The following is a 24,613-nucleotide window of genomic DNA, read 5'->3' on the forward strand; positions in this document are numbered from 1 at the left end:
GTGGCCGAGGCAGGTGGCAGCGGCCAGTTCCCCGGCCCGGGCCCAGCGCGGCGCGCCCTTCGCCCGCCGTCCCCGCCCCGGCGACCCGCCGCCCTCGCCGCGCATCACCACCGGCTTCAGCCCGCTCCTCAAGGCCGCGGCCCCCGTACCGGTGCGGGGAGGGCGGGCGGCCAAGCGCGAGGCGATGATCGTGATGAGCCTGCTGGCCCATCCGGAACTGCTCGGAATCGAGGAGGAGGCCCTGGCCGCCCTCGAACTGGTCAACCCGGATGCGAGTGCGCTGCGCACCCTCCTGCTCGATCGCGCGGCGGAAGCCGGCACGCCGGAGCCGGAGCTGCTCGAATCGCGTCTGCGCCGGGCCGGGCTGGAAGAGGCACACGGCCGGCTGGCGGCTCTGGTCAATCCGGGCGACCGCTGGATGCTCGATCCGAACGCCGACCCGCAGCGTCTGGAACATACCCTGCATCAGGCTGTGATCTTGCACCGGCAGTCAGGAGCGCTACATAGCGAACTCCACCAAGCCGAGAGAGCACTTGCCGAGGATGGGTCGGAGGCCAACTTCGCTTGGCTCTGCGACGTGCAGCAGCAATTGGCAGTGATCGCCGCGGCCGAGGCGGAAGCGGAGGTCTCCCAGGAGGAGTGACGTCTTGAGAGGCTTCCGAGGGGGAGTTCATGTCACCGTGATCGCGCGGTGACGGCGGTAGGTTGCCGATTTGGTTAACGGTCGGTCAACGTACGGTACGGTAGAGCATAGCAATGAGAATCGGCGCGAGCACTCGACAAGCGCGCCATTCCACGACATTGCGACGGGTCTTTCGCGGGAAGCGCGCGGGCTCAGCCTGCGCCGCCGCCACGAGAACAATAGGCTGAGCATGGCAACGAAGGCAACCGAGCGGGACGATGCGGACGCCGCCCAGGATCAACCGACGGACGGCCCGCTCCTTGACCTGACGGATGCCGCCGTCAAGCGGATGGTCAAGCTCGCGAAGAAGCGCGGCTACGTCACGTACGAAGAGATCAACGAGGTCCTTCCCGACGGTCAGGTCGATGGCGACCAGATCGAGGACGTGCTCGCCCAGCTCGACGACATGGGCATCCGCGTGGTCGAGGGCGAGGAATCCGAAGAGACCACGACCGAGGCCAAGGCCAACGGCGAGGCGGCCGAGGAGGAGGAGAGCACGGAAGGCGGCGAGGTCGCCGAGGCCTCCGGCTCCCGTGCCGTCGCGGTGGCGACGCCGACGACCCGCGAGCCCACCGACCGCACCGACGATCCCGTCCGCATGTATCTGCGCGAGATGGGCTCGGTGGAGCTGCTCTCGCGCGAGGGCGAGATCGCCATCGCCAAGCGCATCGAGGCCGGCCGCGAGGCGATGATCGCCGGCCTGTGCGAGAGCCCGCTGACCTTCCAGGCCATCATCATCTGGCGCGACGAACTCGTCGACGGCAAGGTGCTGCTGCGCGACATCATCGACCTCGAAGCCACCTATGCCGGCCCGGATGCCCGCGGCGGCCCGCAGGTGGCCGAGGAGGGCGAGGAATCCGAGGACGGCGAAGAGGGTCCTGTCCCGCCGGAAGGCGGCGACGACGAGGACGACATGGAGAACAACGTGTCGCTTGCGGCCATGGAGGCCGAGATCAAGCCGCGCGTCCTCGAAACCTTCGACAACATCGCCTCGAACTACCGCAAGCTGCGCAAGCTCCAGAACGAGGAGGCCGAGTTCAAGGCCTCCGGCGGCACGGTCACGCCCGCGCAGACGAAGAAGCAGGCGGAGCTGAAGGACATCGTCGTCACCGACGTGAAGTCGCTGTCGCTCAATGCCAACCGCATCGAGGCGCTGGTCGAGCAGCTCTACGACATCAACAAGCGCCTCATCTCGCATGAGGGCCGCCTGATGCGCGCCGCCGAGCATCACGGCGTCGCGCGCGACGAGTTCCTGCGCCACTACCAGGGCTACGAGCTCGACCCGAACTGGATGACCCGCGTCGCCACCCTCGGTGGCAAGGGCTGGAAGAACTTCGTCGAGCGCGGCGGCCGGCAGGTCGCCGACCTGCGCGAGCAGATCCTGACGCTCGCCTCCGAGACCGGCCTGCAGATCGGCGAGTACCGCAAGATCGTCGCGATGGTGCAGAAGGGCGAGCGCGAGGCCCGCCAAGCGAAGAAGGAGATGATCGAGGCCAATCTCCGCCTCGTGATCTCCATCGCCAAGAAGTACACCAACCGCGGCCTGCAGTTCCTGGACTTGATCCAGGAGGGCAATATCGGCCTGATGAAGGCGGTCGATAAGTTCGAGTATCGCCGCGGCTACAAGTTCTCGACCTATGCCACGTGGTGGATCCGGCAGGCGATTACCCGTTCGATCGCCGATCAGGCCCGCACCATCCGCATCCCGGTGCACATGATCGAGACGATCAACAAGATCGTGCGCACCTCGCGCCAGATGCTGCATGAGATCGGCCGCGAGCCGACCCCGGAGGAGCTGGCCGAGAAGCTGGCCATGCCGCTGGAGAAGGTCCGGAAGGTTCTGAAGATCGCCAAGGAGCCGATCTCCCTCGAAACGCCGATCGGCGACGAGGAGGATTCGCATCTCGGCGATTTCATCGAGGACAAGAACGTCGTCCTGCCGATCGACGCGGCGATCCAGTCGAACCTGCGCGAGACCACGACCCGGGTGCTGGCCTCGCTGACGCCCCGCGAGGAGCGCGTGCTGCGCATGCGCTTCGGCATCGGCATGAACACCGACCACACCCTCGAAGAGGTCGGCCAGCAATTCTCGGTGACCCGCGAGCGTATCCGCCAGATCGAGGCGAAAGCCCTGCGCAAGCTCAAGCATCCGAGCCGGTCGAGGAAGCTGCGGAGCTTCCTCGATAACTAACCGGACAGAGAAACGGCCGCCCCTCGGGGCGGCCGTTTCGATTCAGGGTTCAACGCGGGGCCGGCTCCACCATCAGCCCGACGATCCGGCGCACCAGCGGCAGGACCAGCAACAGGGTCGGGAAGGCGACGACCCATGACAGGCCCCAGGCGGCCGGCCAAGTCGCCAGGAAGTCGGAGGTGGGGCCGAGGCTGCGCAGGGTCGCGACGCCGGAGACCACGAAGGTCATCATCACCGACAGCACGAACGGCATGACGAGGCCGGTATAGCGCGCCGGCAAACGGCGCATGGCAAACGGACGGGGAAGGTCAGACATAGGGCATCCATGGTCGGGTTCATCGGCCGCAATGACGCGTGACTACGCTCACCGTGCCGAAAACCGCTGTTCGATGCGTTGCCTGACGTGAGACGCTTACGGCCGGGCAGCGATGTCGCCGCCGAAGGACGAAGCTTCCCTATGATGATTCGCGGGCCGGCGGAAGAGCGGTTGAGGCCGTTCTCGCCGTCCCGGCCGCCACGCGCGGCGCGCTAGGGCAGCCGCGAGGGCACCCGCTCCGCCGACCGGCGCGAAGACGGCGAGAAGAGCGAGACCAAGGCCGCCCTCGCCGAAGGCCCGGTCGCTGAGAAGGCCGACCAGCAGCGGTCCGAGGCCGAAGCCCGCCAGGGTGACGAGGGCGAGAAAGAGGGCGCTGACCCGGCCGCGCAGGCGGTGCGGAGTCAGGATCTGGATGCCGGCCAGCGAGGGCGGGCTGGTGAAGCCGACCAGCGCCACGAGACCGGCGAACCCGGTCAGGGACAGCGTGAGGTCCTGCGCCAGACTCGTCAGCAGCGTCATCGGAACCGTCAGGATCAATCCGAATGCCAACAGGAGAGGCGCGGCGTCGATCCGTCCGGCGCGCCGGAGCCGGTCGAGGCCGATGCCGCCCGCGACATGGCCGAGCGGGGCGGCGATCAGGACGAGCAATCCGAGACGCAAGCCGCTCTCGGCCGGGCTGAAGCCGAAGCTGCGGACGTAGAAGGTCGGCGCCCAGGCAGTGAGGGTCTGGGCCATCAGCACCGTCGCCGTCGCGGCCACGGTCTGAGGCAGATAGGCCCTTCGCCGCCGCCGAACCCAGGCCAGCGCCTCGCCGAGGGATCGTGCCCGGGGTCGCGACGGCATCCCGCCGTTCCGTCCGGTGTGGGTCGGGCCGGGCCGGATGCGGAGCAGCAGCAGCGCCAGGGGCAGGTTCGGCAGCGCCGCCAGGACGAACAGGGCCTGCCAGGGCGCGAGGACTCCGAAACCCGGAAGGTCGAATCCGTTCCGCGCCGTCAGCCATGCCAGAACCGCCCCGCCCACGAGCAGCGCTAGGCTGCGGCCGAGGGTGGATGCGCTGGTGATGGCGGAGATGCCGCGCCCGAGCATATGGCGGCGCAGATGCAGGGTCATCAACGAGAGGCCGGCCGGGCCGACGCCAGCCTGCCCGAGTCCGAGGACGAAGCGCGCCGCGAACAGGCCGCCGAACCCACCGACGAGGCCGCAGGCGACCGTCGCCGCGCTCCACAGCGTCAGACAGACCAGGAGCACGCCGCGCTGACGGCCGCTATCGGCCACCATGCCGAAAAGAGGCAGCGCGAGGGCGTAGGGCAGGGCGAAGGCGGAGCCCTGGAGCAGGCCGAGCTGGGTATCGCTCAGGGCGAGCGCCTGCTTGGCCGGTGTCGCGACCAGGGTGAGAAGGAAGCGGTCGCTGAAGGCCGAGAGCTGGATCGCGGCCAGCAGGGCGACGAGCGGCCAAGCAGAGGGGCCGGGCTGCGCCCCCGGCGGGCCGTCCGAGGGCGGGGGCATGGCGGGCTTCAGCTCAGGGCGCGCGACCAGGCATCGAGCAGGCTTCCGCCGCACTCGGCCTCGAGGGGGCCGCCCCGCTCTCCGGCGCGCGGATGGCACATCTCCGCCCGGTAGCGCCCCGGCGGCAGGCCGAAGGCGCTGCGGAAGGCGCGGCTGCAATGGCTCTCGCTGGAAAAGCCGTGATCGAAGGTGAGTGTGCTGATGGAGCGCATCTCCGCCGGGTTGCGCAGGGCGGCGCTCAATCGTTCGAGCCGCCGGGTGCCGATGTGATGGGCGACGCCGCCGGTCGGTTCGAACAGGCGGTAGAGCGCGCTGCGCGACAGGGCGGAGCCGCGGGCGACCATGTTCACGTCAAGGCTTGGATCGTGCAGGCGCGCTTCGATGAAGGCTTCCGCCCGCCGGCGCCGGAGATCGGCGAGGATCGCACTCGTCGTCTCGTCCCCCGGCTCCATCTGCCCGAGGGTGCCGGACAGGAGTTCGCACAGCGCGCGGGCGGTGCTCGCGCTCGCCTCCGGCGTCGTCACCGCGGCCCGCCGGGCGAGGGATCCCATCAGGTCGCCGAGCAGGCCCGACACCGCTTCTGGCAGGACCTGACCGTGGAAGCGGCTGGCCTGGGGCGCCGCTGCCTCGACCAGATCCCGGGGAAGGCTCACGGTGACGAAGCTCGCGGTGTCGAGGCGGGTGCGCTGCGGGCGGGTCAGGTCGAACAGGATGATGTCGCCGGGTGAGAGGAGGCGTTCATCGCCGAGCGGCCCACCGTGGAAGATGCCGCTGCGCAGGTACTGGATCGTGAAATGCTCGAAGCCGTCCCTGCGGACACGCGCTTGGTTGCGGCGATGTTCGACGCCGCTCAAGACCCGCTCGTAGACGTTCATCCGGCCGAAGCGATGGGCCTCCACCCGTGCGGCAAACGGCGCGTCGGTCGCCGAGACATCGGTGCCGCCGCTATAGAGGGCTTGGTAGCCCTCGAAGCCGCTGGCTTCGGATGTGAAGGTGAAGGATTGGATCGACACGAGAGGCGAGGGGCCGGAGGGAAGCTGAGTTCGGCGCTCCGTACGGAAGGACGACTGTCCCATTTATCGGGGCCGCCCCGAGCCTCCGCAAGCGTGGTACTTTGATTAACGCTCCGTTATCGCAGACTGTTGAATGACATTTATGTGTGCTGACCGCGTGGAACGGGGCCCGCCGCCCCGTTCCACGCGGTCCGGCCGGTCGGCCTACTCGACGACGAAGCGGGTCTCGCCCGCCCGGCGATTCCAGAACAGGGTCACCCGGCTGATGTTGCACAGATTGACGTTGCGGAATTCGGACGCATCGCCGTCATTGTAGACGACCCTGATGTCCCACTTGCAGGCGCTCGACCCGCCATTGAAGCTGATGTCGGCGGTCTCGCCGTCGGCGATGGAATCCTTGCCCATCACGTCCTCGCCCCAATGCGATTGGCTCACGGGGCCGACATACACCTCGTCGATCTGATACCCGGTGCGGTTGACCAGGGTGAAATCCTGCTTGCCCTGGGCCGATGCCAGGGTCGGAGTGACGGCCGCAGCGGCCAGAAGGGAGAGGCTAAGAGCGATTCTCAGCATGGGGGGTCGTCCTGGTGCCGATGGATCGGCAAGTCCGGCAGGTACGGTCCTGCCAAGCTGAGCCACTAGGCCACGCGCCCGCATTCGACATTGACGGATCGTTCTGATCTCTTGATCCAGCGTCCCAATTCCGGCCATGATCGGCCACGCCTCAGGCCTGCCGTTCACGATGCGGTCAAGCCTGTCCCGTAAGCGTCCCGCCCAGCAAGGATGCCCCGCGCGGGGCCGGGATACGGCCCCGCACGGCGCGCCGCCTCCGCCCAGACGCCTTGCCTCGGCAGTTCGAGAAACCACCTTCCAGCGATGAGCGACGCGGACGCCCCGAGACAAATGCCGACGGCCCTGGCCGACGGATCGGAAGCCGAGGATGTCCCGTTCGGGGCGCTCCAGGCCTGCGTCGGCGTCCGGGACTGGCTGCTCGGCGAGGGGGCACGGCTGCCCAGGGCCGACGACCTGCTCGCGGGCCTCGGCGAGCGCCTGACCGAGATCGGCGTGCCGATCGACCGCGCCTCCACCGCCATCGACACGCTCCATTCCGAATATTCGGGCGTCGGCCGGGTCTGGACCCGCGGGGGCGGTTCGACCGTGCGCCTGTTCCCGCACGGGGAGGCCTCCGCGCGTGCCTACCGGGCGAGCCCGTTCTACGCGGTGCATGAAACCGGCGAGTGGCTGAGCCTCGACCTGTCGGAGACCCCCGACGACGCCTACGCGATCATCCCCGAACTGAAGGCGGACGGATACACCCACTACCTCGTCGCGCCGCTGATCTTCACCAACGGCACCAAGAACGGCATCACCTTCGCGACCCGTGCGGAAGGCGGCTTTCGCGATGAGGACATCGCCATCCTGCGCTTCATCATGCCCGCCCTCGCGGCGGTGATGGAGATGCGTCTGCTCAACAAGCAGCTCGACACGGTGCTGCGCATTTATGTCGGCGACGAGCCTCACCGGGCGATCCTGTCGGGCGACATACGGCGCGGGCAGGTGCGCCGCATCCGGTCCGCGATCCTGTTCGCCGATATGCGCGACTATACCCGGCTCTCCGCCGACCTCACCCCCGAGGGTGCGGTCGATCTCCTCAACGCCTTCTTCGATTGCCTCGTCCCGCCGATCGAGCGGGAGGGAGGGGAGGTGCTGAAATATCTCGGTGACGGGCTGCTCGCGATCTTCCGCGAGTCGGGTGACGACCTCGGCGGCGCGGCCAAGAGCGCGCTCACCGCCGCCGAAGCGGCTTTGGCGGCGCTGGCCGAGGCGAACGCCGTCGGGCGCTTCGGCGAGGGCGGCCGGGCGGTCGATGCCGGCATCGCCCTGCATCACGGCGAGGCGGCCTATGGCAATGTCGGCTCGGGCACCCGGCTCGATTTCACGGTGATCGGGCGCGACGTGAACCTCGCGAGCCGGCTGGCACGGCTCAACCGCACGCTTCAGGAGCCGCTCCTGATGTCGAAGCCCTTCGTCGATTTCCTCTGGGGCGATCCGGATCCGTTGGGAAGCCATGCCCTCGACGGGTTCGACGAGCCGATGGCGGTGTTCCGTCCGGGACGGAGGCCCTGCGCGAAAGCCGCTGAATAGGTTCTCCCACGAAACGGTTCGGCCGCCCCGGTTTTCATCTGACGGCGGGCGTCGTCCGTAGGCCGGATCGCTCAATCTCCGGCGCGAAGGGGATTGACCGCGCGTGCGCGCGGGCCCACATCGAAGACGTTCCAGGGAGATCCCCGTCAAGGGGCTGAGACACCGCTATCGCCGTCACCGGCAGCGCGGAAATCCTTCGAACCTGATCCGGCTCATACCGGCGTAGGGATTGGACCTGATGGATCGCTTCACCGGAGCGAACCCGCTTCTCACCGAAGCACATGGCGCCAGTTCCTGCGGGCAGATCCGCGGAAGGCACGCCCTCGATGTCCGACCTGCTGACCTCTCCCATCGGCCAGCGCCGCAGCCTCACCCTGCGACCGCGCGCGGCGGAGCTTCCCCAGTCGTGCGACGTCGCCATCGTCGGCGCCGGGCTGATCGGCCTGTCGATCGCGTGGCGGCTGGCCCAGGCCGGCCGCTCCGTGGTGGTGGTGGAGCGCGAGAGCGTCGGCAGCGGCGCGAGCCTCGCCGCGACCGGCATGCTGGCCCCGGCCGCCGAGCACGAGCCCGGCTCCGACCTGCTGCTGCCGCTGGCGCTCGAATCCCTCGCCCGCTGGCCCGCCTTCCGCGACGCCGTGCAGGCGGCCTCGGGCCGGAGCATCGATTACCGCGAGGACGGCACCCTGGTCATCGCCATCGGCCGGGACGAGGTGGAGCGCCTGCGCTTCCGCCACGACCTTCAGCGACGTTCCGGTGTCGCGGCGGAATGGCTCTCCGGCCCTGAGGTGCGCGCCCGCGAGCCGCTGCTGCGGCCGAACGTGATCGCCGGCATCCTCTGCCCCCTCGACGCGCAGGTCGATCCCCGGCTGGTCATGGAGGCGCTGTTGAGCGCCTGCGAGGCGGCGGGCGTCGCCATCGTGGAGCATGTCGCGGTCGCCGGGCTCGACCGCCAGGGCGGCCGCGTGGTTGGCCTGGAGGCCGCCGGTGGCCGGAGACTCGCCGCCGAGACCGTGATCCTGGCGGCCGGCGCCTGGAGCGGCGAGGCGGGCCTGCTGCCCGACGATCTCGCCTTGCCGGTGCGTCCGCTCAAGGGGCAGTCCCTGGCCCTGCGCACCACCAAGCGCACCGGCACCCTGTCGCGCATGGTGTGGAGCGAGTCGGTGCATATGGCCCCCAAGGGCGACGGGCACCTGATCGTCGGCGCGACGGTGGAGGATTGCGGTTTCCGCAGCGGCGTCACCGCCGGCGGCCTGTTCGCCCTGCTGGAGGGCGCACGGCGCATCCTGCCGGGGATCGAGGAGATGGAGATCGACGCGGTCTGGAGCGGGTACCGCCCGACCTCGGACGACGACGCGCCGATCATCGAGGAGGCGGCGCCCGGCCTCGTCGTCGCCACCGGCCACCACCGCAACGGCTACCTGCTCGCCCCCGCCACCGCCGACGCCGTGGCAGCCCTCGTGACCGAGGGCGCCTTGCCCGGTTTCGCCCGAGGGTTCGGCCGGGAGCGGTTTCGATCAGGGGCCGAGATGCGGGGGAGGGCCGTGGCATGAGACTGACCATGAGGCTGACCGTCAACGGAGAGCCCTACGAGGGCGAGGTGTCCGATCTGGCCGCCCTGTTCGCCGCCGAGGCGGAGGAGCGGGGCATCGAGAGCCCCGAGGGCATCGCCATCGCCGTCAACGGGCGCGTCGTGCGCAAGGCGGCCTGGTCGCAGACCGCGCTCAACGAGGGCGACCGCATCGAGATCGTCCGTGCCATGCAGGGAGGCTGAAGGCATGAACCACCACGACACCACCCTCGCGCAGGCCTCCGCCGCCGGGGATGATGGCTTCGAGATCGCCGGTATCCGGCTCTCCTCGCGCCTCTTCATCGGCACGGCCGGCTATCCGAGCCAGGAGATCATGGCCCAGGCGGTGCGCGCCTCGGAGGCGGAGATCGTCACTGCCTCGATCCGCCGGGTCTCGCTCCAGGGCCACGGCTCGGACACCTTCCAGAAGCTGAAGGGCAAGCGCTTCCTGCCCAACACCGCCGGCTGCGAGACGGCGCGGGACGCGATCATGACCGCCGAACTCGCCCGCGAGGCGCTCGGCACCGACTGGATCAAGGTCGAGGTGATCGGCGACCGGGAGACGCTCTACCCGGATGTTAGCGAACTCCTCGAAGCCTGCCGCCATCTCGTCGATGACGGCTTCACCGTGCTGCCCTATTGCAACGACGACCCCGTCATCTGCGAGCGGCTGGCCGATCTCGGCTGCGCGGCGGTGATGCCAATGGGCTCGCTGATCGGTTCGGGCATGGGGATCGCCAATCCGGCCAATATCGAGCTGATCTGCCGCCGGGCCAAGGTGCCGGTGATCGTGGATGCCGGCATCGGCACCGCCTCCGACGCGGTCGTCGCCATGGAACTCGGTGCTGCCGCCTGTCTCATCAACACCGCGATCGCCAAGGCCGACGATCCGGTGCGGATGGCCGCCGCCATGCGGCACGCCGTCGAGGCCGGCCGGCTCGCCCATCTCGCCGGCCGCATCCCGCGCCGGGGCCGGGCCGAGCCGTCGAGCCCGCAGCTCGGCCTCGTCGGGTCGTGACGGTGGCGCTCCCGCGCCTCCTCGTCGTCACCGACCGCCACGGGGCCGCCCGGCCCCTGTCCGCGACGGTCGGCGAGGCGGTGGCGGGGGGCGCCCGCTTCGTCTGGCTGCGCGACCGCGATCTCGACCGAGCGGCGCGCCGGGAACTCGCCCGCGAACTCCTCGACCTCGTGAGGCCGGTCGGCGGCCGCCTCGTCATCGGCGGTGACGCGGACCTCGCTGCGGCAACGGGCGCGCAGGGCGTCCATGTGCCGGGTTCCGCCGGCATCGACGGCATCCGTGTGGCGCGGGAGCGGCTCGGATCTGCGGCCCTGATTGGCTTCTCGGCCCATTCCGTCGCGGAGATCGCGGCGGCCGAGGCGGCCGGGGCCAGTTACGCGACCCTCAGCCCGATCTTTCCTACCCCCAGCAAACCCGGTTACGGGCCGGCGCTCGGCCTGGAGGCCCTGCGCGCCGCATCCGCCCGTCGCCTGCCGGTCTTCGCCCTTGGCGGCATCGGAGCGGACGACGCGGCCGCCTGCCGCGAGGCCGGGGCAGCGGGCCTCGCCGTCATGGGCGGCGTGATGCGCGGCAGCGATCCTCGGAGCGCGGTGGCCCGGTTCGTCGCGGCTCTCACATGAGGGCGGCGATGCCGGCTTGGCACACCACCGTATCCTGATCCCCCGTGCCGCCGGAACAGCCGATCGCTCCGACGATCTTGCCGTCGATCACCAGGGGAAACCCGCCGGGGGAGGCGGCCAGCTCCGGATCGAGGGTGCCGTAATAGGCCGAGCCGCTGGCATAGGAATTGAAGAACACCCGGGTCTCGCGCCGCCAGCGGGCAGCGGTCCGGGCCTTTCGCTGCGAGACCTCCACCGAGACGAGTTGGGATCCGTCCATCCGGCTGAAATGCACGAGGTCGCCATGGGTATCGACCAGGGCGATGTTCATGGGCCAGCCGCGCTTGGCCGCCTCGGCCTCCGCCGCCGCCACGACCCGCCGGGCGGCGTCCAGGCCGATCGGCGCGCCGTAGGGTTGGCCGAACGGCACGGCATCCGGTATCCCCCCGGCCGAAGGCTGCGGTTTCTGTTCCTGGGCGGAGGCGGCGAGGAGCGTGGCACTCAGCAGGCCGCTGGCGGCGAGAGATCGGGCAATCATCGGCGGTTTCCTCCGGTGACCGGCCTCTGTCGGGCCGCTTCGGTGAAGCCAGGAGTCTACAAGCGTGGCTCCGAGGGTCCAGCACGGGCCCCGCGCAAATATCCGCCCTGCGCGATCGCCTCTGGCGCTGCGGCGCGAGGTGTATAGAAGCGCTGACAGATTTTCTCTTCCAACAGGGCGCAGCCTCAGCGCTTCGAGCCGAACCGCATGATCAATTCTCCACTCATGACCGTCATGGTCGATGCCGTGCGCAAAGCCGCCCGCGGCCTCAAGCGCGACTTCGGCGAGGTCGAGAACCTTCAGGTCTCCCGAAAGGGCCCCGGCAACTTCGTCTCCGCCGCCGACAGGAAGGCCGAGGAAGTGCTGCGCGACGCCCTGATGAAGGCACGTCCCGGCTACAGCCTCGTGATGGAGGAGAGCGGAAACATCGAGGGCACCGACAAGAGCCATACCTGGCACGTCGATCCCCTGGACGGGACGACGAACTTCCTGCACGGCATTCCGCATTTCGCGATCTCGGTCGGTCTCGAGCGCGACGGGCAGATCGTTGCCGGCGTCATCTACGACCCGGCCAAGGACGAGCTGTTCGTGGCCGAGCGCGGCAAGGGCGCCTATCTCAACAACCGGCGCCTGCGCGTCTCCGGCCGCCAGGACTTCGCCGACGCCCTCGTGGCCTACGGCACGCCCTATCTCGGTCGCGGCAGCCACGGCCGGCTTCTCAAGGAGGTCGCTGCGGTGATGGCGGTCTCGGGCGGCACCCGCCGCCTCGGCTCGGCGGCGCTGGACCTCGCCTATGTCGCCTGCGGGCGCACGGACCTCTACTGGGAGCGCGATCTGCAAACCTGGGACATCGCCGCAGGCATCATCCTCGTGCGGGAGGCCGGCGGCTTCGTCACCAGCGCCGATGGTGGGGCCGAGCCCCTCGCCGCCCGGTCCGTGGCCTGCGGCAACGAGGTGCTGCACCGCGAGCTGATCGGCCTGCTGCGCAAGGCCAACGCCTGAGGAAGGCGGCGGCATCGCTCTTTTGCCCGGTGCCGCCGCCTCTCCGCTCCGAACTCGTCGCGCAACCCTTCACATCGAGCGCACCGCATGGAAGCCCGCCGCCACTCCGCCCTCAAGGACTCGGTCCGCTCGATTCCCGATTATCCGAAACCGGGCATCATCTTCCGCGACATCACCACTCTGCTCAGCGATCCGCGCTCGTTCCGCCGGGCGGTCGATTCGCTGGTGCATCCCTTCGCGGGCGGGCGGATCGATCAGGTCGCGGGCATCGAGGCGCGGGGCTTCATCCTCGGCGGCGCCGTGGCGCACCAGCTTTCCTCGGGCTTCGTCCCGATCCGCAAGAAGGGCAAGCTGCCTCACAAGACCGTCTCGACCGCCTACGCGCTGGAATACGGCACTGACGAGATCGAGATCCATGTCGATGCGATCCGTCCGGGCGATCGGGTGATTCTGGTCGATGACCTCATCGCCACCGGCGGCACCGCGACGGCGGCGGTCAATCTCCTGCGCCAGCTCGGCGCCGAGGTGGTGGCCGCCTGCTTCGTGATCGACCTGCCGGAAATCGGTGGCGCTCAGCGCCTGCGGGATCTCGGCGTGACCGTGCGCACGCTGATGGAATTCGAGGGGCACTGAGCCCCGGCCCGGCATCGAGCCGAGCGAGCATACCAAAAAGCCGCCGTCGCGGATGACACCGTGACGGCGGCTTTTTCGCGGGCCTTATCCCGAGAGATGCAAGCCCGTTTCAGGGAGGCGGCGTCAGGCCGCCAAGCTGTCGAACAGACCCTTGCCGTCGACACCGCCGACCAGGGCGTCGACGAAGTTTTCCGGGTGGGGCATCATGCCGAGCACGTTCCGCTGTTCGGAATAGATGCCGGCGATGGAGTTGAGCGAGCCGTTGCGGTTGGCGTCCTCGGTCAGGCCGCCCTCGGCGTCGCAGTAACGGAAGGCGACGCGGCCCTCGCCCTCGAGACGGTCGATGGTGGCGGGATCGGCGAAGTAGTTGCCCTCGCCATGGGCGACGCAGACGTCGATGACCTGCCCCTGCGCGTAGGCGGACGTGAAGCGCGTGTCGGCCCGCTCGACCCGCAGGAACTGGCGGTGGCAGATGAAGCGGCGGTTCACATTGCGCATCAGCACGCCCGGCAGCAGGCCCGATTCGCACAGGATCTGGAAGCCGTTGCAGATGCCGAGCACCAAGCCGCCCCGGGCGGCGTGGGCGCGCACCGCATCCATCGCGGCGGCACGGCCGGCAATGGCGCCGCAGCGCAGATAGTCGCCGTAGGAGAAGCCTCCGGGGACCACGGCGAGGTCCGTGCCGGCGGGCAACTCCGTATCGGCGTGCCAGACGCTGACGACCTCCGCACCGGACCGGCGCAGGGCCCGGGCTACGTCGCCGTCGCGATTCGAGCCCGGAAAGACGACGACGGCGGCGCGCATCAGACGATCTCGACGGTGTAGTTCTCGACCACGGTGTTTGCGAGGAGCTTCTCGCAGGCAGCCTTCAAGGTCGCCTCCGCCTGCTCGCGATCCTGGGATGCAATCTCCAGATCGAAGACCTTGCCCTGACGCACACCCGAGATGTCCTGAATTCCGAAGGACTTCAAAGCAGCTTCAATCGCCTTCCCCTGCGGGTCGAGGACGCCGGTCTTTAAGGTGACGACGATGCGGGCTTTCATGAAGGGCACTCGTTTGCGAAGTCGGCGGTCGCGCCGGTGTCGGGGAGATGCGAGTGACGCGGACCGATCAACATCAGCGGCGAAAGATCGGTGCCGTCGATATCATCCGGAAGCGAGCGATGCATTCCCTGCTGATAGGAAGGCTGCTGCGCATTCATAACGAGATGCTATCGAGAAAAGAAGTTATCTATCGGTGTGTGACCGAACGGATCGGCTCCGCCTCCGTCGCGCGGTGCCAGAGCTTGAGCATGATCCAGCCTGCGACGAGGCTGAAGACGCCCATCAGTACATGTCCGACCCGATCACCGAGATCGAGCAGGCCGGCCAGTGCCCAACCGGCGGCGATGGCGGCGGCGAACACTTCCGTGCCGACCAGCACCATGAGCCCCAGAATCGTGATCAGATTTCGCATCGGTACGCCTGTTCCGCGTCTTCAGAGGCGAAGTAGCCCGACGCCGGCCTCACGCGCAACCACTGGGAGCCCCAGGAGGAAACGCGTTCCAGCGGCCAGGTCGAACGGGGCTCGGTAGTCTGACCCCGTGCCGGCATTCGTCTCGCCACCCGCGCCGGAGACGAATCGACGTGTCGAAGCAGTCGAGGGGCGGCGAGGATGTGCGCCGCCCCTTCCTCGTCAGCGGGGCGCCCGCTTGGCAAGGATCCGCTGCAAGGTGCGCCGGTGCATGTTGAGCCGCCGGGCCGTCTCGGAGACGTTGCGGCCGCACAATTCGTAGACCCGCTGGATATGCTCCCACCGCACCCGGTCGGCGGACATCGGGTTCTCCGGCGGATCGGCCCGCTCGCCGGGCTGCGCCATGAGTGTGCCGTGGATCTCGTCGGCATCGGCGGGCTTGGCGAGATAGTCGAAGGCGCCGAGTTTCACCGCGGTCACCGCCGTGGCGATGTTGCCGTAGCCGGTGAGGATCACGCCCCGTGCCTCCGGCCGGCGCTCCTTGAGCCGGGCGATCACGTCGAGCCCGTTGCCGTCGCCGAGCCGCATGTCGATCACGGCGAAGGCCGGCGCCCTGGCTTCGACGGCGGCGACGCCGTCGCTGACGCTCTCGGCCACATGCACCTCGTAGCCCCGGGCCTCCATGGCACGCGCGAGGCGGGTCGAGAACGGCTTATCGTCGTCAACGATCAGCAGGCTGCGATCGCTGAAGGCGGAAAGCGGATCGGTATCGGAAAGAAAGGCGGTGTCCGAGCCTGGCACCGTCGTCCCGCTCTGCGTCAGCATGCGGCGCTCCTCGTCGGTTCGTGTCATCTGTGAGCATTATATGGGTGCGGCATCGCGTTCCGTCAGGGGGCGCAGAGAATTGTGCGCAAAGCGATGGGACGCAATCGCTTCCCTTTCGAAGATGTGACGAACCCAGGTGACGCGGACCAACGCGCCGCGCTGCCCTGGCTCGGTGATATTGGAGAGCAGGAGCTGCGCACCGGAGCGCTCGATCAGCGTCTTGGCGATGAACAGTCCGAGCCCGAGGCCGCCACCCGCCTCGTCGGCATTCCGTGAGCGGTCGCGGCTGCGCGTCGTCACGTAGGGCTCGCCGGCCCGCAGCAGCACTTCGCTCGGGAAGCCCGGCCCGTCGTCTCGGATCGACAGCGTCACCCGCTCGGCGTTCCAGCGCGCCTCGATCGCGACTCGCGCCTCGGCGAAATCGACGGCGTTGTCGAGGATGTTGGCGAGGCCGAACATCACGCCGGGATTGCGGCGGCAGACTGGCTCCGGCCCCTCGCCCTGCTTCGATACGTCCACAGCGATGCCGAGCGCGCGCTGCGGCGCCACCAATTCCTCGATCAGATGGCCGAAGGTCACCGTTTGCAGGAACCCTTCGCCCTCCTCGTTGTCTTCGCCGAGCGATGTCAGCTTCGAGAGGATGCCCCGGCAGCGGTCCACCTGATCGCGCAGCAGGCTGAGATCCTCGGCGACGGCCGGGGAGGCGGTCGGGCCGAGCTGCCGGTCGAGTTCCTTGGCGACGAGCATGATCGTGCCGAGTGGGGTGCCGAGTTCGTGGGCCGCCGCCGCAGCGAGCCCGTCGAGTTGAGACAGGTGCTGTTCGCGGGCGAGGACCAGTTCGGTCGCCGCGAGCGCCCGGGCGAGCTGACGGGTTTCCTCCGCCACCCGCCACGCATAGACGCCGGTGAAGGCGGTGCCGAGCAGGATCGCGGTCCAGACCCCCGATACGTAGAGGAATGGCAGCTCGATCCGCCCGTCGGCGAACCAGGGCAGGGGGCGGTGCACGAGGGCGAGCAGGGTGGCGAGTCCGACCGCCAGCAGGCCGAGCGCCAGGGTCCGCTCCGGCGGCAGGGCGGTGGCCGAGATCAGCACGGGGGCGAGGAACAGCAGCGAGAACGGGTTCTGCAAGCCGCCGGTCAGAAACAGCAGCCCGGCGAGCTGGACGATGTCGAAGGCGAGCAGCAGGGCGGCGGAATCGTCGCTCAGCCGGTAGCTCGCCGGGAAGCGGATGCGCAAAGCCAGATTGAGCCAGCACGAGGCGGCGATGACGAGGAAGCACCAGCCGAAGGGCAGGTTCAGCCCGAGCCCGAACTGGGCGCCGACCACCGCCGCGCTCTGACCCGTGAGGGCGAGCCAGCGCAGGCGCACGAAGGTGTCGAGCCGCAGATGGCGGCCCGTCGGGGTGAGGGTTTCGTGGGCCGCTTGGATCATGGTGCGGCTACGATAGGGCCCGAAGAAGATGCGTCCACCGCGGAATCCACAGGTGCATCGCTCCCGCCGCGCGGATAAGACGGATCAGACCGACGCAACATTCGTTAAGCACGTCTGGCCGGCCGCAGTCTCGGGGAGTGCCGACATGGATCTGGCTTATGCCTGGTACGAGGCCGCGCGCGCGATGCTGACGCCCGCGAGGCTGATGGCGGATGCGACCCGGCACAGCCTGGAGAATCCGGGCAACCCGCTGGCCTACGGTCCCTATGCCCGCTCGACGGTGGCCGCGCTCCAGATGTTCGAGCGGATGACCCGCCGATACGGCAAGCCGGATTTCGATCTCCCCACGACGGTGATCGACGGTCAGTCGGTCCCCGTCTCCGAACGCGTCGTCTGGACGCGGCCGTTCTGCCGTGTGATCGCCTTCGACCGGGCCTTCAGCCGCGGTCCGACGGAGGCGCAGCCCAAGCTCCTGATCGTGGCGCCGATGTCGGGCCATTACGCCACCCTCCTGCGGGGCACCGTGGAGGCGATGCTGCCCAACCACCGGGTGTTCATCACGGATTGGTCCGATGCGCGCATGGTGCCGCTGCTGGAAGGCCGGTTCGACCTCGGCACGTATATCGATTACCTGCAGGCGATGTTCCGCGACCTCGGTCCGGACCTACACGTCATGGCGGTATGCCAGCCCGCCGTGCCCGTCTTCGCCGCGATCGCGCTGATGGAGGCGGCCGGTTCGGATGCGGTTCCGGTCTCGATGACCCTGATGGGCGGGCCGATCGACACCCGCCGCTCCCCGACCGCCGTGAACTGCCTCGCCCAGGAGCGCGGCATGGCCTGGTTCGAGAAGAACTGCATCACCGTGGTGCCGCCGATGTATCCGGGGGCCCTGCGCCGGGTCTATCCGGGCTTCCTGCAGCTCTCCGGGTTCATGGCGATGAACCTCGACCGGCATGTCACCGCCCATACGGACATGTTCCACCATCTCGTCACGGGCGACGGCGACTCCGCCGAGAAACATCGCGAGTTTTACGACGAGTATCTCGCGGTGATGGACCTGACGGCCGAATTCTATCTTCAGACCGTGCAGACCGTGTTCGTCGATCATGACCTGCCGCAGGGCCGCATGCGGCATGCCGGGCAGCCCGTCGATCTCGCCGCGATCCGGCGTTGCGCCATCCTCGCGGTGGAGGGGGAGAACGACGACATCTCCGGGGTCGGCCAGACCAAGGCCGCCCTCGATCTCACGCCCAACCTGCCGGAGGCGCGCAAGGCCTATCACCTTCAGGAGAAGGTGGGACATTACGGCGTGTTCAACGGTTCGCGTTTCCGCTCCGTCATCGCTCCGCGCATCTCCCGCTTCGTGCGGGAGATGGAGGCGGGTGCCTGACTGGCTGAGCTGTGGAATGTCGGCAGGGGACGGTTGGCCGGGGTGGTTGAGCGGGAGCGGCGTGGCTAGGTTGGCGGACATGACGCGCGCCCTGCTGCGACGGCCCGATCCGGATCACATCGAGATCGCCCATGAAGGGCAGTCCTTCCGCGTCGCGATCCTGCGGCGGCCGGCCGCGCGCCGGCTGACCCTGCGGGTGTCGAGCGCGACCGGCGCGGTCGTCCTGACCCTGCCGACCCGCACCTCCCTCGCCACGGCCCAGAAATTCGCCCAGAGCCATGGCGGCTGGATCGCGACCCGTCTCGCCAAGCTACCGGAACGGGTCTCGTTCTCGGCCGGCTCCGTCATCCCCCTGAGGGGAATCCCCCATCGGATCGTGTCGCGGGACGGCCGTGGCAGCGCCGAAGTGGATCCTGAGAGCGCGACCCTCGCCGTGCCGGGTGAAGCGGACCACATGGCCCGCCGGGTGCGCGAGTTCCTGACGCGCGAGGCGCGCCGCGACCTGTCGCACGCGGTGGCGGTCTATGCCGCCCGGCTGGGACAGCGGCCCGCGCGGGTCACCCTGCGCGACACGCGCAGCCGCTGGGGCTCGTGCACGGCCAAGGGCGAGCTGAACTTCTCGTGGCGCCTGATCCTCGCGCCGCCTTTGGTGCTCGATTACCTCGTCGCCCACGAGATGGCGCATCTGCGGGAGATGAACCATTCCCCCCGTTTCTGGGCGCTCACCCACGAGCTCTGCCCGAATGTCGACGAAGCCGAGCGCTGGTTGAAGCGGCACGGCTCGGAGCTGCACCGCTACGGCTGACGAACGGTCAGCCTTTGGTGGTAAGCACGCGGCTGCGGGCGGGCGCACGCTCCGCCGGCCAAGCCGGGCGCGGATCGACATGGCCCGGCCACAGGGTGCGGGGGGCGACGTTGTCGCAGATCTCGCGCTGGCGCAGATAGGTCGGGCGGCCGAGCTCGTCGCGGCGCAGCACCGTGCCCCCGTCCCGGCAGAAGCCGGCGATGGCGGCGGCATCGCCCCGGCGGCGGCCCCGCGGATTCCGCTCCACCGGCGGGTGCTCGATGGTGAGCGGAGCCTGATGGTTGAGGGATCGCTCGACATAGGTCGTCGTCGCCTCAGGCGGCAGATAATCGGATTCCTCGAAGGGAAGGGACAGGGCGGAGGCACTTCCGCAGCCCGCCGCGACGACGAGCGCCGCGAGGGGCAGGGAGGAGGCGAGGCGGCGCATGGCGGGTTCCTCGGAGGAAGGGAGCTTGGCCTTACTCTAGTGCAGCCATCGCCGGAGGGGTAGCCGCTCCGCCTCATTCACGACACATCCTCGCCGCGATTGCTTGACACCGGGGGACCCGCATGGTCCCAACACCCGTGCCCGAACGGCGCGCGAGAAGGGTCCTGTCGCGCAGACACGATCGGCGTCGGTGGGGGCCTGACGCCGCATCACGATGGGATCGATCGGAGTTCGTATGAGTGTGTTTGCGGGCCTGGTTCGGGCCGGGCGCTCGGGAGCCGGCCGCTGCTTCGCGCTGGCGGCCCTGGCCGGCGCGACGATTCTGGCCGGAGGCGGCGGCGCTCAGGCCCAAGGAACCGTGCGCAAGACATTCGACGACTGGCAGCAGCGATGCGAGACGCCGGCCGGTGCCAAGGCCGAGCAATGCGCGCTGGTGCAGTACGTCGCGGCCGAGGACCGGCCGAACCTCAACCTCGTCGTCATCGTGCTGAAGACTGCCGACAATCGCGGATACCTGCTGCGGGTCGTCGCGCCGCTCGGCGTGCTGCTGCCCTCGGGCCTCGGCCTCAAGATCGACCAGACCGATATCGGCCGCGCCAGCTTCGTGCGCTGCCTGACCACCGGCTGCGTCGCCGAAGTGGTGATGGACGATGGCCTGATCAAATCGCTGCGCAACGGCGCGCAGGCCACCTTCATCGTGTTCCAGACCCCTGAGGAGGGGGTCGGGATCCCCGTCTCCATGAAGGGCTTCGGCCCCGGCTTCGACTCGTTGAAGTAAGGATCGGCAGCGTGCGAGGGGATGATCGGACGATGCGCAGGGCATGGATGATCCTCGGCGGGCTGGCACTCGCCCTTCCCGTTTCCGCGCGGGCCGAACCGGGCGGCTTCTTCAAGAACATGTTCGGTGGCGGTGAGGGCGGCACGCCCTCCATCGCCGCGCCGCAGGCGCACGACCCCGACAACGCCTATTGCCCGCCGGTCTTCGTGTCCGATGGCGGCGCGGCGGTGCAGGCCTTCGCCGGGGCGGCCGGCGACAAGACCCGCCTGCGCCACCAGATCGTGTTCGGGCGTCTCAGCCGCGAGTGCAAGGCGAGAGCCGACGGCTCGGTCGCCGTCCGGGTCGGCGTCGAGCTGCGCGCCCTGCTCGGGCCTTCCGGCGCTCCCGGCCGCTTCGAGGTGCCGGTGACCATTGCCGTGAAGTACAACGAGCAGCCGGTCATGGCGCGCACGCACCGCGTTGCGGTCGCGGTTCCGGCCGGTGCTGCGCAGGGCGAGGCGACGCTGATCGAGAACGATCTCAGCGTGCCCGCCGACAAGACGGTCGGCTACGACATCGAGGTCTCCCTGGGGGCAGGGGCGGCGGGCCGCGCGAAGCCGGTCGCCAAGCGCCGCAAGGCTGCTCCCGCCGCGGCTGCGGCGGCGGACCAGGGTGAGGCGGCCGCAGGCCAATGATACGGGCTCCGCTCGAACAAAGCGGTCTCGTCTCGGCAAGCCCGCGCGGCGTTTGAGCGAAGCCAAATCCGCCATCCCGAGGGGATCAACCGGATTGGGTATGAGGCCGGCTTTGTCATGGATCTGATCCAGGCAGGCCGCGGAACGCGCCGGAGGACGGTATCGCCACGCGTGAGATAGGGCAGGGCCGGGAGACGCCGTTCTTTCTCGTGCCCGCCGACGATCCCTTGTTCGACCGCCGCCTCGTGCTGCCGGGCTCCCCCACGGATTGCTGGATCGTCCTGACCTACAGGCTGCCGGCGCAGACGCGGCCGCAGCGTCCGCTGCTGCGCCTGCTCCGTTCGGCGGGGCGGCGGGACAGCTGCGTGCTGCCCGGAGCGGCCCTCGGCGTCGCCCGCTGGCTCGGATACCTGCCGCCGGATTGCGAGGGCATCGAGATCGCCGCCGAATCCGGCTTCCTGCTGGAGCGTGTCGGGTTGCGCGGCTCAGCAAGCGTGTCCGTCGAGGCGCTGCTGAAGCGGCCGGGGCGGGCCCTGGCGGCTCTGCGCGCCCGTCTTTCGCGGGATGAGCGCCGCTGGCGCGACAGCCTGCGCGGCGCCTGCGCCGTCACGCCGGTTCGCCGCTATCCGGCCTGGAAGGCCTCGCGCCTGCGACCTGCCGTACCGAGCGCGGCGACGGACGGAGCGCGGATCCGCCTCGTCCTCCCCGCCGATCTGGCACGAGCCGACGCGGTGGCGCGCAGCGTCGCGAGTTTGCGCGCCCAGACGTACCGGAACTGGTCGCTGCTCCTCGCCTGGACCGACGGCACCGTGCCACCGAAGTCCGGCGAAGCCGATCCGCGCGTCCACTCCACCGCATGGGATGCGACCGCCAGCCTGCCGGATCTCTGCGCCGACGCCGATCTGTTCGGCCTGCTGCGCCCCGGCGATGTCCTCAGCCCGGAGGCGCTCGCCCTATTGGCGGAGACCTTCCGGAACGAGACGCCGGATCTGGCCTATGCCGACGAGGAAACCGGCGGCCGAAACCCTCTGCCCCGCCTCAAGCCGGATTGGAGCCCCGACTTCGCCCTGGCGGCGGGCTATGTCGGCGCGCCCGCTCTCGTGTCCCGCGCCTTTCTTACCAGCCTGCATGTCGGAGCGGCGGCCTCGCCCGAGGAGCGTGCCCTCGCCTTCGATCTCGCCATCTGCGCCGCCACCCGCGTCGCCCACATTCCCCGCATCCTGTGTCGGCGGGAGCCGGCGGCGCTCGATGCCGCCCGCCGTGCGCCGCATCTCGACCGGCACCTGCGCGCTTCCGGCTCCCCGGCGCGGGCGGCGCTCCGGGATGGTGTGCTCGACCTGCACTGGCCGCGCCCCGCGCCGGCGCCCCTGGTGAGCCTGATCGTCCCCTCCCGCGACCGGCTCGACCTGATCGCGCGGGTGACCGAGGGGGTTCTCACCGGAACGGATTATCCCGCACTCCAACTGGTCATCGTCGATAACGGCTCGACGGATCCGGCGGTGCTCGCCCTCTACGACCGTCTGCGCGCCGATGCCCGCGTGCGGATCGAGCCCTATCCGCAGCCGTTCAACTTCTCGGCCATGGTCAATGCCGGCGCGCGCGCCGCGCGCGGCGAGGTTCTGGTTCTGCTCAACAACGACGTGGTGGTGCTCCGGCCCGGCTGGCTCGACGCCCTCGTCGCGCAGGCGGTCCGGCCGGAGGTCGGCGCGGTCGGAGCCAAGCTCCTCTACGCCGATGGGAGGCTGCAACATGCCGGCGTCGTGGTCGGGCTCGGCGGGGAGGCCGGTCACATCCTGCGCCGCCGCCCCGGCGCCACCGCCGGACATCTCGACCGATTGCGGATCGCCCACGAAGTATCAGGCGTGACCGCCGCCTGCCTCGCGGTGACGCGGGAGAAATACGCGGCGGTCGGCGGCTTCGACGAAGACACGTTCGCCATCGATTTCAACGACATCGATTTCTGCCTGCGTCTCGGCGCACGGGGCTGGAAGACGGTGTGGACGCCCCAGGCGGAACTGTCCCATCTCGAATCGGTCAGTCGCGGCCGGCCGGTCGGCGCGGCGCGCGAACGTTTCGAGCGCGAGGCCGCCGCCTTCACCGAGCGCTGGCGTTCCTGCATCCGGCACGACCCATTCTATCACCCGGCTCTCTCGCTCACGACCTTCGGGGAGGAGCTGGAGTGAGCGCCGACGCCTATCCCGACGCCCTGCTTTTCGCCGCCGCCCCCCGTCCTGGACGCCTCGCGCGGTTGGCGCGCGCCCCGCGCCAGCCCCGGCGCATCCTGGCGATCCTGCTGGCCCGTCTCTCGGGCCGGCGATTGCGGGCGGCGCAAGCCTGGATCGCGCTGGTCGGGGCCGAGCACCGTCTCGCGCTCCCGGCCGGTGTCGTGCCACCGAGCGAGCCGCCCTCCGCCCTGGCACAGGCCGGCATCGAACGGATCGATGCGGAGGCTCCGGGGGGCATCCGCATCGAGCCGGCGGGCTTCCCCCTGATCCTGCTGGCGGCCCCGGGTCAGCAGATCGCGGAAGGTGCCGCCGCTGCTATCGCCGCCGCCTTCGCCGATCCGGATCTTCACGCCCTCTACGGCGATGTCCTGGCGCGGCCGCATCCCCGTGCGGCCTGGATCCCCGTGCTGCGTCCGAGTTTCGACCGGGATTTTCTGCACGCCGTCGATGCCATCGGCCCGGTGATCGCCCTGCGCCGTGCCAGCGTGGCCGGGCTCGACCCTGTCCCCGGCGCTGCTGCCCTCGATCTTGCCCTGCGGATCGCCGGTCGGTTCGGGCCGGGCGCGGTGCGGCACCTTCCGCGCCTGCTCGCCTTCGGCGATGCCGAGGGGGGAGGGGACGGGCGGCCGTCGCAGCGCGCTGCCCGGCTGCGGGTGGTGAGGGCCGACCTCGACCGATCAGGGGAAAGCGGGACCGGCGCGATCGTCGAGGACAACGGCGTAATCCGCCTGGAGCGCCCGCTGCCGGTGCCGCGCCCGCTGGTGAGCCTGATCGTTCCGACCCGCGACCGACTCGACCTGCTCCGTCCCTGCATCGAGAGCCTGCGCCACCGCACCGATTGGCCCGCGAAGGAAATCCTGATCTGCGACAACGAGAGTCGCGATCCCGACACTCTGGCGTATTTCCATGCCCTCGAAGCGGAGGGCGCCGCGCGGGTCGTCGCCTGCCCGGGGCCGTTCGATTTCGCCGCGATCAACAACCGCGTCGCCGCCGAGGCGCGTGGGGCGCTGCTCGCCTTCATCAACAACGATGTCGAGGCCGCGCGTCCGGATTGGCTGGAGCGGATGGTTCGCGAGGCCCTGCGGCCCGAGATCGGTGCGGTCGGCGCGCGGCTGATCGACGGAGAGGGCCGCATCCAGCACGGCGGCATCGTGCTCGGCACCGGCGGCCTCGTCACCCACAGCCATCGCCATTTCCCGGGCGAGGCGGTGGGGTATCTGTCCGTCCTCCACGCCACGCGCGGCGTCTCGGCGGTGACCGCCGCCTGCCTCGTCATCGAGGCGGAGAAGTTTCGCCGGGTCGGCGGCTTCGACGCCGCGACCTTCCGGATCGACTTCAACGATGTCGATCTGTGCCTGAGGCTGAACGCACGCGGCCTGCGCAGCCTCTATGTCGG

26 protein-coding genes, 1 pseudogene and 1 riboswitch are annotated in these 24,613 nt (G+C 69.6%); of the genes and pseudogenes, 15 read left to right on the forward strand and 12 right to left on the reverse strand.

What is annotated here, in order from left to right; translation table 11 throughout:
* Both MZTS_RS19670 and rpoD read left to right on the forward strand, forming a co-directional pair.
* Positions 1 to 643: pseudogene (locus MZTS_RS19670) on the forward strand (DNA primase); the annotation flags it as partial.
* A gap of 229 nt (positions 644 to 872) precedes the next feature.
* The gene (rpoD, locus tag MZTS_RS19675) at positions 873 to 2,873 is read left to right on the forward strand and encodes an RNA polymerase sigma factor RpoD (protein WP_192285117.1); all 2,001 of its coding nucleotides are present in this window, start codon (positions 873 to 875) and stop codon (positions 2,871 to 2,873) included.
* Positions 2,874 to 2,922: 49 nt separating this feature from the next.
* Here rpoD and MZTS_RS19680 read toward each other — a convergent pair whose 3' ends face one another.
* The 4 genes from MZTS_RS19680 to MZTS_RS19695 form a co-directional block, all read right to left on the reverse strand.
* Positions 2,923 to 3,189: a DUF2798 domain-containing protein gene (locus MZTS_RS19680; RefSeq protein ID WP_192285118.1), complete on the reverse strand. Its 267-nt coding sequence runs from the start codon at positions 3,187 to 3,189 to the stop codon at positions 2,923 to 2,925.
* 96 nt (positions 3,190 to 3,285) lie between these two features.
* Positions 3,286 to 4,695 carry an MFS transporter gene (locus tag MZTS_RS19685; RefSeq protein WP_192285119.1) on the reverse strand — a complete coding sequence of 470 codons (1,410 nt, stop codon included), beginning with the start codon at positions 4,693 to 4,695 and terminating at the stop codon, positions 3,286 to 3,288.
* 8 nt (positions 4,696 to 4,703) lie between these two features.
* Positions 4,704 to 5,771, reverse strand: a complete 1,068-nt coding sequence (locus MZTS_RS19690; protein ID WP_210329380.1) for a helix-turn-helix domain-containing protein — start codon at positions 5,769 to 5,771, stop codon at positions 4,704 to 4,706.
* 141 nt (positions 5,772 to 5,912) lie between these two features.
* Positions 5,913 to 6,281, reverse strand: a complete 369-nt coding sequence (locus MZTS_RS19695; RefSeq protein WP_192285120.1) for a hypothetical protein — start codon at positions 6,279 to 6,281, stop codon at positions 5,913 to 5,915.
* Between the two features lie 303 nt (positions 6,282 to 6,584).
* On the opposite strand from MZTS_RS19695, the gene MZTS_RS19700 reads away from it, so the two are divergent.
* The 5 genes from MZTS_RS19700 (at position 6,585) to MZTS_RS19720 (ending at position 11,058) form a co-directional block, all read left to right on the forward strand.
* The gene (locus tag MZTS_RS19700; protein ID WP_192285121.1) at positions 6,585 to 7,853 is read left to right on the forward strand and encodes an adenylate/guanylate cyclase domain-containing protein; all 1,269 of its coding nucleotides are present in this window, start codon (positions 6,585 to 6,587) and stop codon (positions 7,851 to 7,853) included.
* Between the two features lie 124 nt (positions 7,854 to 7,977).
* A riboswitch (TPP riboswitch) is annotated at positions 7,978 to 8,100 on the forward strand.
* 79 nt (positions 8,101 to 8,179) lie between these two features.
* Positions 8,180 to 9,403 carry a glycine oxidase ThiO gene (gene thiO / locus MZTS_RS19705; RefSeq protein ID WP_192285122.1) on the forward strand — a complete coding sequence of 408 codons (1,224 nt, stop codon included), beginning with the start codon at positions 8,180 to 8,182 and terminating at the stop codon, positions 9,401 to 9,403.
* A gap of 8 nt (positions 9,404 to 9,411) precedes the next feature.
* Positions 9,412 to 9,624 carry a sulfur carrier protein ThiS gene (thiS, locus tag MZTS_RS19710; RefSeq protein WP_192285135.1) on the forward strand — a complete coding sequence of 71 codons (213 nt, stop codon included), beginning with the start codon at positions 9,412 to 9,414 and terminating at the stop codon, positions 9,622 to 9,624.
* Positions 9,625 to 9,628: 4 nt separating this feature from the next.
* Positions 9,629 to 10,438, forward strand: a complete 810-nt coding sequence (gene thiG, locus MZTS_RS19715; RefSeq protein WP_009866509.1) for a thiazole synthase — start codon at positions 9,629 to 9,631, stop codon at positions 10,436 to 10,438.
* 2 nt (positions 10,439 to 10,440) lie between these two features.
* The gene (locus tag MZTS_RS19720; RefSeq protein ID WP_192285123.1) at positions 10,441 to 11,058 is read left to right on the forward strand and encodes a thiamine phosphate synthase; all 618 of its coding nucleotides are present in this window, start codon (positions 10,441 to 10,443) and stop codon (positions 11,056 to 11,058) included.
* Here the strand turns inward: MZTS_RS19720 and MZTS_RS19725 are convergent.
* A complete protein-coding gene (locus tag MZTS_RS19725; protein ID WP_192285124.1) occupies positions 11,051 to 11,575 on the reverse strand; it encodes a GlcG/HbpS family heme-binding protein in 525 nt (174 codons plus the stop codon). The genes MZTS_RS19720 and MZTS_RS19725 overlap by 8 nt on opposite strands.
* 207 nt (positions 11,576 to 11,782) lie before the next feature.
* On the opposite strand from MZTS_RS19725, the gene MZTS_RS19730 reads away from it, so the two are divergent.
* Positions 11,783 to 12,577 (forward strand): inositol monophosphatase family protein, encoded by a 795-nt coding sequence (locus MZTS_RS19730; protein WP_009866491.1) that lies wholly within the window; start codon positions 11,783 to 11,785, stop codon positions 12,575 to 12,577.
* An 87-nt stretch (positions 12,578 to 12,664) separates the two neighbouring features.
* On the forward strand, positions 12,665 to 13,210 hold the full coding sequence (locus MZTS_RS19735; RefSeq protein WP_009866490.1) for an adenine phosphoribosyltransferase: 546 nt from the start codon (positions 12,665 to 12,667) through the stop codon (positions 13,208 to 13,210).
* 123 nt (positions 13,211 to 13,333) lie between these two features.
* On the opposite strand, the gene purQ is transcribed toward MZTS_RS19735, so the two are convergent.
* From purQ to MZTS_RS19765, 6 genes are all read right to left on the reverse strand, one after another.
* On the reverse strand, positions 13,334 to 14,014 hold the full coding sequence (gene purQ / locus MZTS_RS19740; protein WP_192285125.1) for a phosphoribosylformylglycinamidine synthase subunit PurQ: 681 nt from the start codon (positions 14,012 to 14,014) through the stop codon (positions 13,334 to 13,336).
* Entirely contained in the window at positions 14,014 to 14,253 is a 240-nt protein-coding gene (gene purS / locus MZTS_RS19745; RefSeq protein WP_192285126.1) for a phosphoribosylformylglycinamidine synthase subunit PurS, read from the reverse strand. The genes purQ and purS overlap by 1 nt, the downstream gene beginning before the upstream one ends.
* Positions 14,250 to 14,411, reverse strand: a complete 162-nt coding sequence (locus MZTS_RS19750) for a hypothetical protein (RefSeq protein ID WP_192285127.1) — start codon at positions 14,409 to 14,411, stop codon at positions 14,250 to 14,252. The genes purS and MZTS_RS19750 overlap by 4 nt, the downstream gene beginning before the upstream one ends.
* 29 nt (positions 14,412 to 14,440) lie before the next feature.
* A complete protein-coding gene (locus MZTS_RS19755) occupies positions 14,441 to 14,665 on the reverse strand; it encodes a hypothetical protein (protein ID WP_192285128.1) in 225 nt (74 codons plus the stop codon).
* Between the two features lie 219 nt (positions 14,666 to 14,884).
* Positions 14,885 to 15,487 carry an ActR/PrrA/RegA family redox response regulator transcription factor gene (locus MZTS_RS19760; protein WP_246482199.1) on the reverse strand — a complete coding sequence of 201 codons (603 nt, stop codon included), beginning with the start codon at positions 15,485 to 15,487 and terminating at the stop codon, positions 14,885 to 14,887.
* Positions 15,488 to 15,523: 36 nt separating this feature from the next.
* A complete protein-coding gene (locus MZTS_RS19765) occupies positions 15,524 to 16,918 on the reverse strand; it encodes an ActS/PrrB/RegB family redox-sensitive histidine kinase (RefSeq protein ID WP_192285129.1) in 1,395 nt (464 codons plus the stop codon).
* 145 nt (positions 16,919 to 17,063) lie between these two features.
* Here MZTS_RS19765 and MZTS_RS19770 point away from each other — a divergent pair, with 145 nt between their 5' ends.
* Positions 17,064 to 18,308, forward strand: a complete 1,245-nt coding sequence (locus tag MZTS_RS19770; protein ID WP_192285130.1) for a polyhydroxyalkanoate depolymerase — start codon at positions 17,064 to 17,066, stop codon at positions 18,306 to 18,308.
* Between the two features lie 79 nt (positions 18,309 to 18,387).
* Positions 18,388 to 19,113 (forward strand): M48 family metallopeptidase, encoded by a 726-nt coding sequence (locus tag MZTS_RS19775; RefSeq protein ID WP_192285131.1) that lies wholly within the window; start codon positions 18,388 to 18,390, stop codon positions 19,111 to 19,113.
* Between the two features lie 7 nt (positions 19,114 to 19,120).
* Here the strand turns inward: MZTS_RS19775 and MZTS_RS19780 are convergent, their stop codons facing one another.
* A complete protein-coding gene (locus tag MZTS_RS19780) occupies positions 19,121 to 19,540 on the reverse strand; it encodes a hypothetical protein (protein ID WP_192285132.1) in 420 nt (139 codons plus the stop codon).
* A gap of 235 nt (positions 19,541 to 19,775) precedes the next feature.
* On the opposite strand from MZTS_RS19780, the gene MZTS_RS19785 reads away from it, so the two are divergent.
* From MZTS_RS19785 to MZTS_RS19800, 4 genes are all read left to right on the forward strand, one after another.
* On the forward strand, positions 19,776 to 20,318 hold the full coding sequence (locus MZTS_RS19785; RefSeq protein ID WP_009865954.1) for an invasion associated locus B family protein: 543 nt from the start codon (positions 19,776 to 19,778) through the stop codon (positions 20,316 to 20,318).
* A 32-nt stretch (positions 20,319 to 20,350) separates the two neighbouring features.
* Positions 20,351 to 20,992 carry a hypothetical protein gene (locus MZTS_RS19790; RefSeq protein WP_192285133.1) on the forward strand — a complete coding sequence of 214 codons (642 nt, stop codon included), beginning with the start codon at positions 20,351 to 20,353 and terminating at the stop codon, positions 20,990 to 20,992.
* Positions 20,993 to 21,201: 209 nt separating this feature from the next.
* On the forward strand, positions 21,202 to 23,175 hold the full coding sequence (locus tag MZTS_RS19795; RefSeq protein WP_343068810.1) for a glycosyltransferase family 2 protein: 1,974 nt from the start codon (positions 21,202 to 21,204) through the stop codon (positions 23,173 to 23,175).
* Positions 23,172 to 24,613, forward strand: a 1,442-nt coding sequence (locus MZTS_RS19800; RefSeq protein WP_192285134.1) for a glycosyltransferase, incomplete at its 3' end; no start/stop codon positions are given. The genes MZTS_RS19795 and MZTS_RS19800, both read left to right, overlap by 4 nt.

The sequence above is a fragment of the Methylorubrum zatmanii genome, assembly GCF_014845115.1.
Taxonomy (GTDB): domain Bacteria; phylum Pseudomonadota; class Alphaproteobacteria; order Rhizobiales; family Beijerinckiaceae; genus Methylobacterium; species Methylobacterium zatmanii.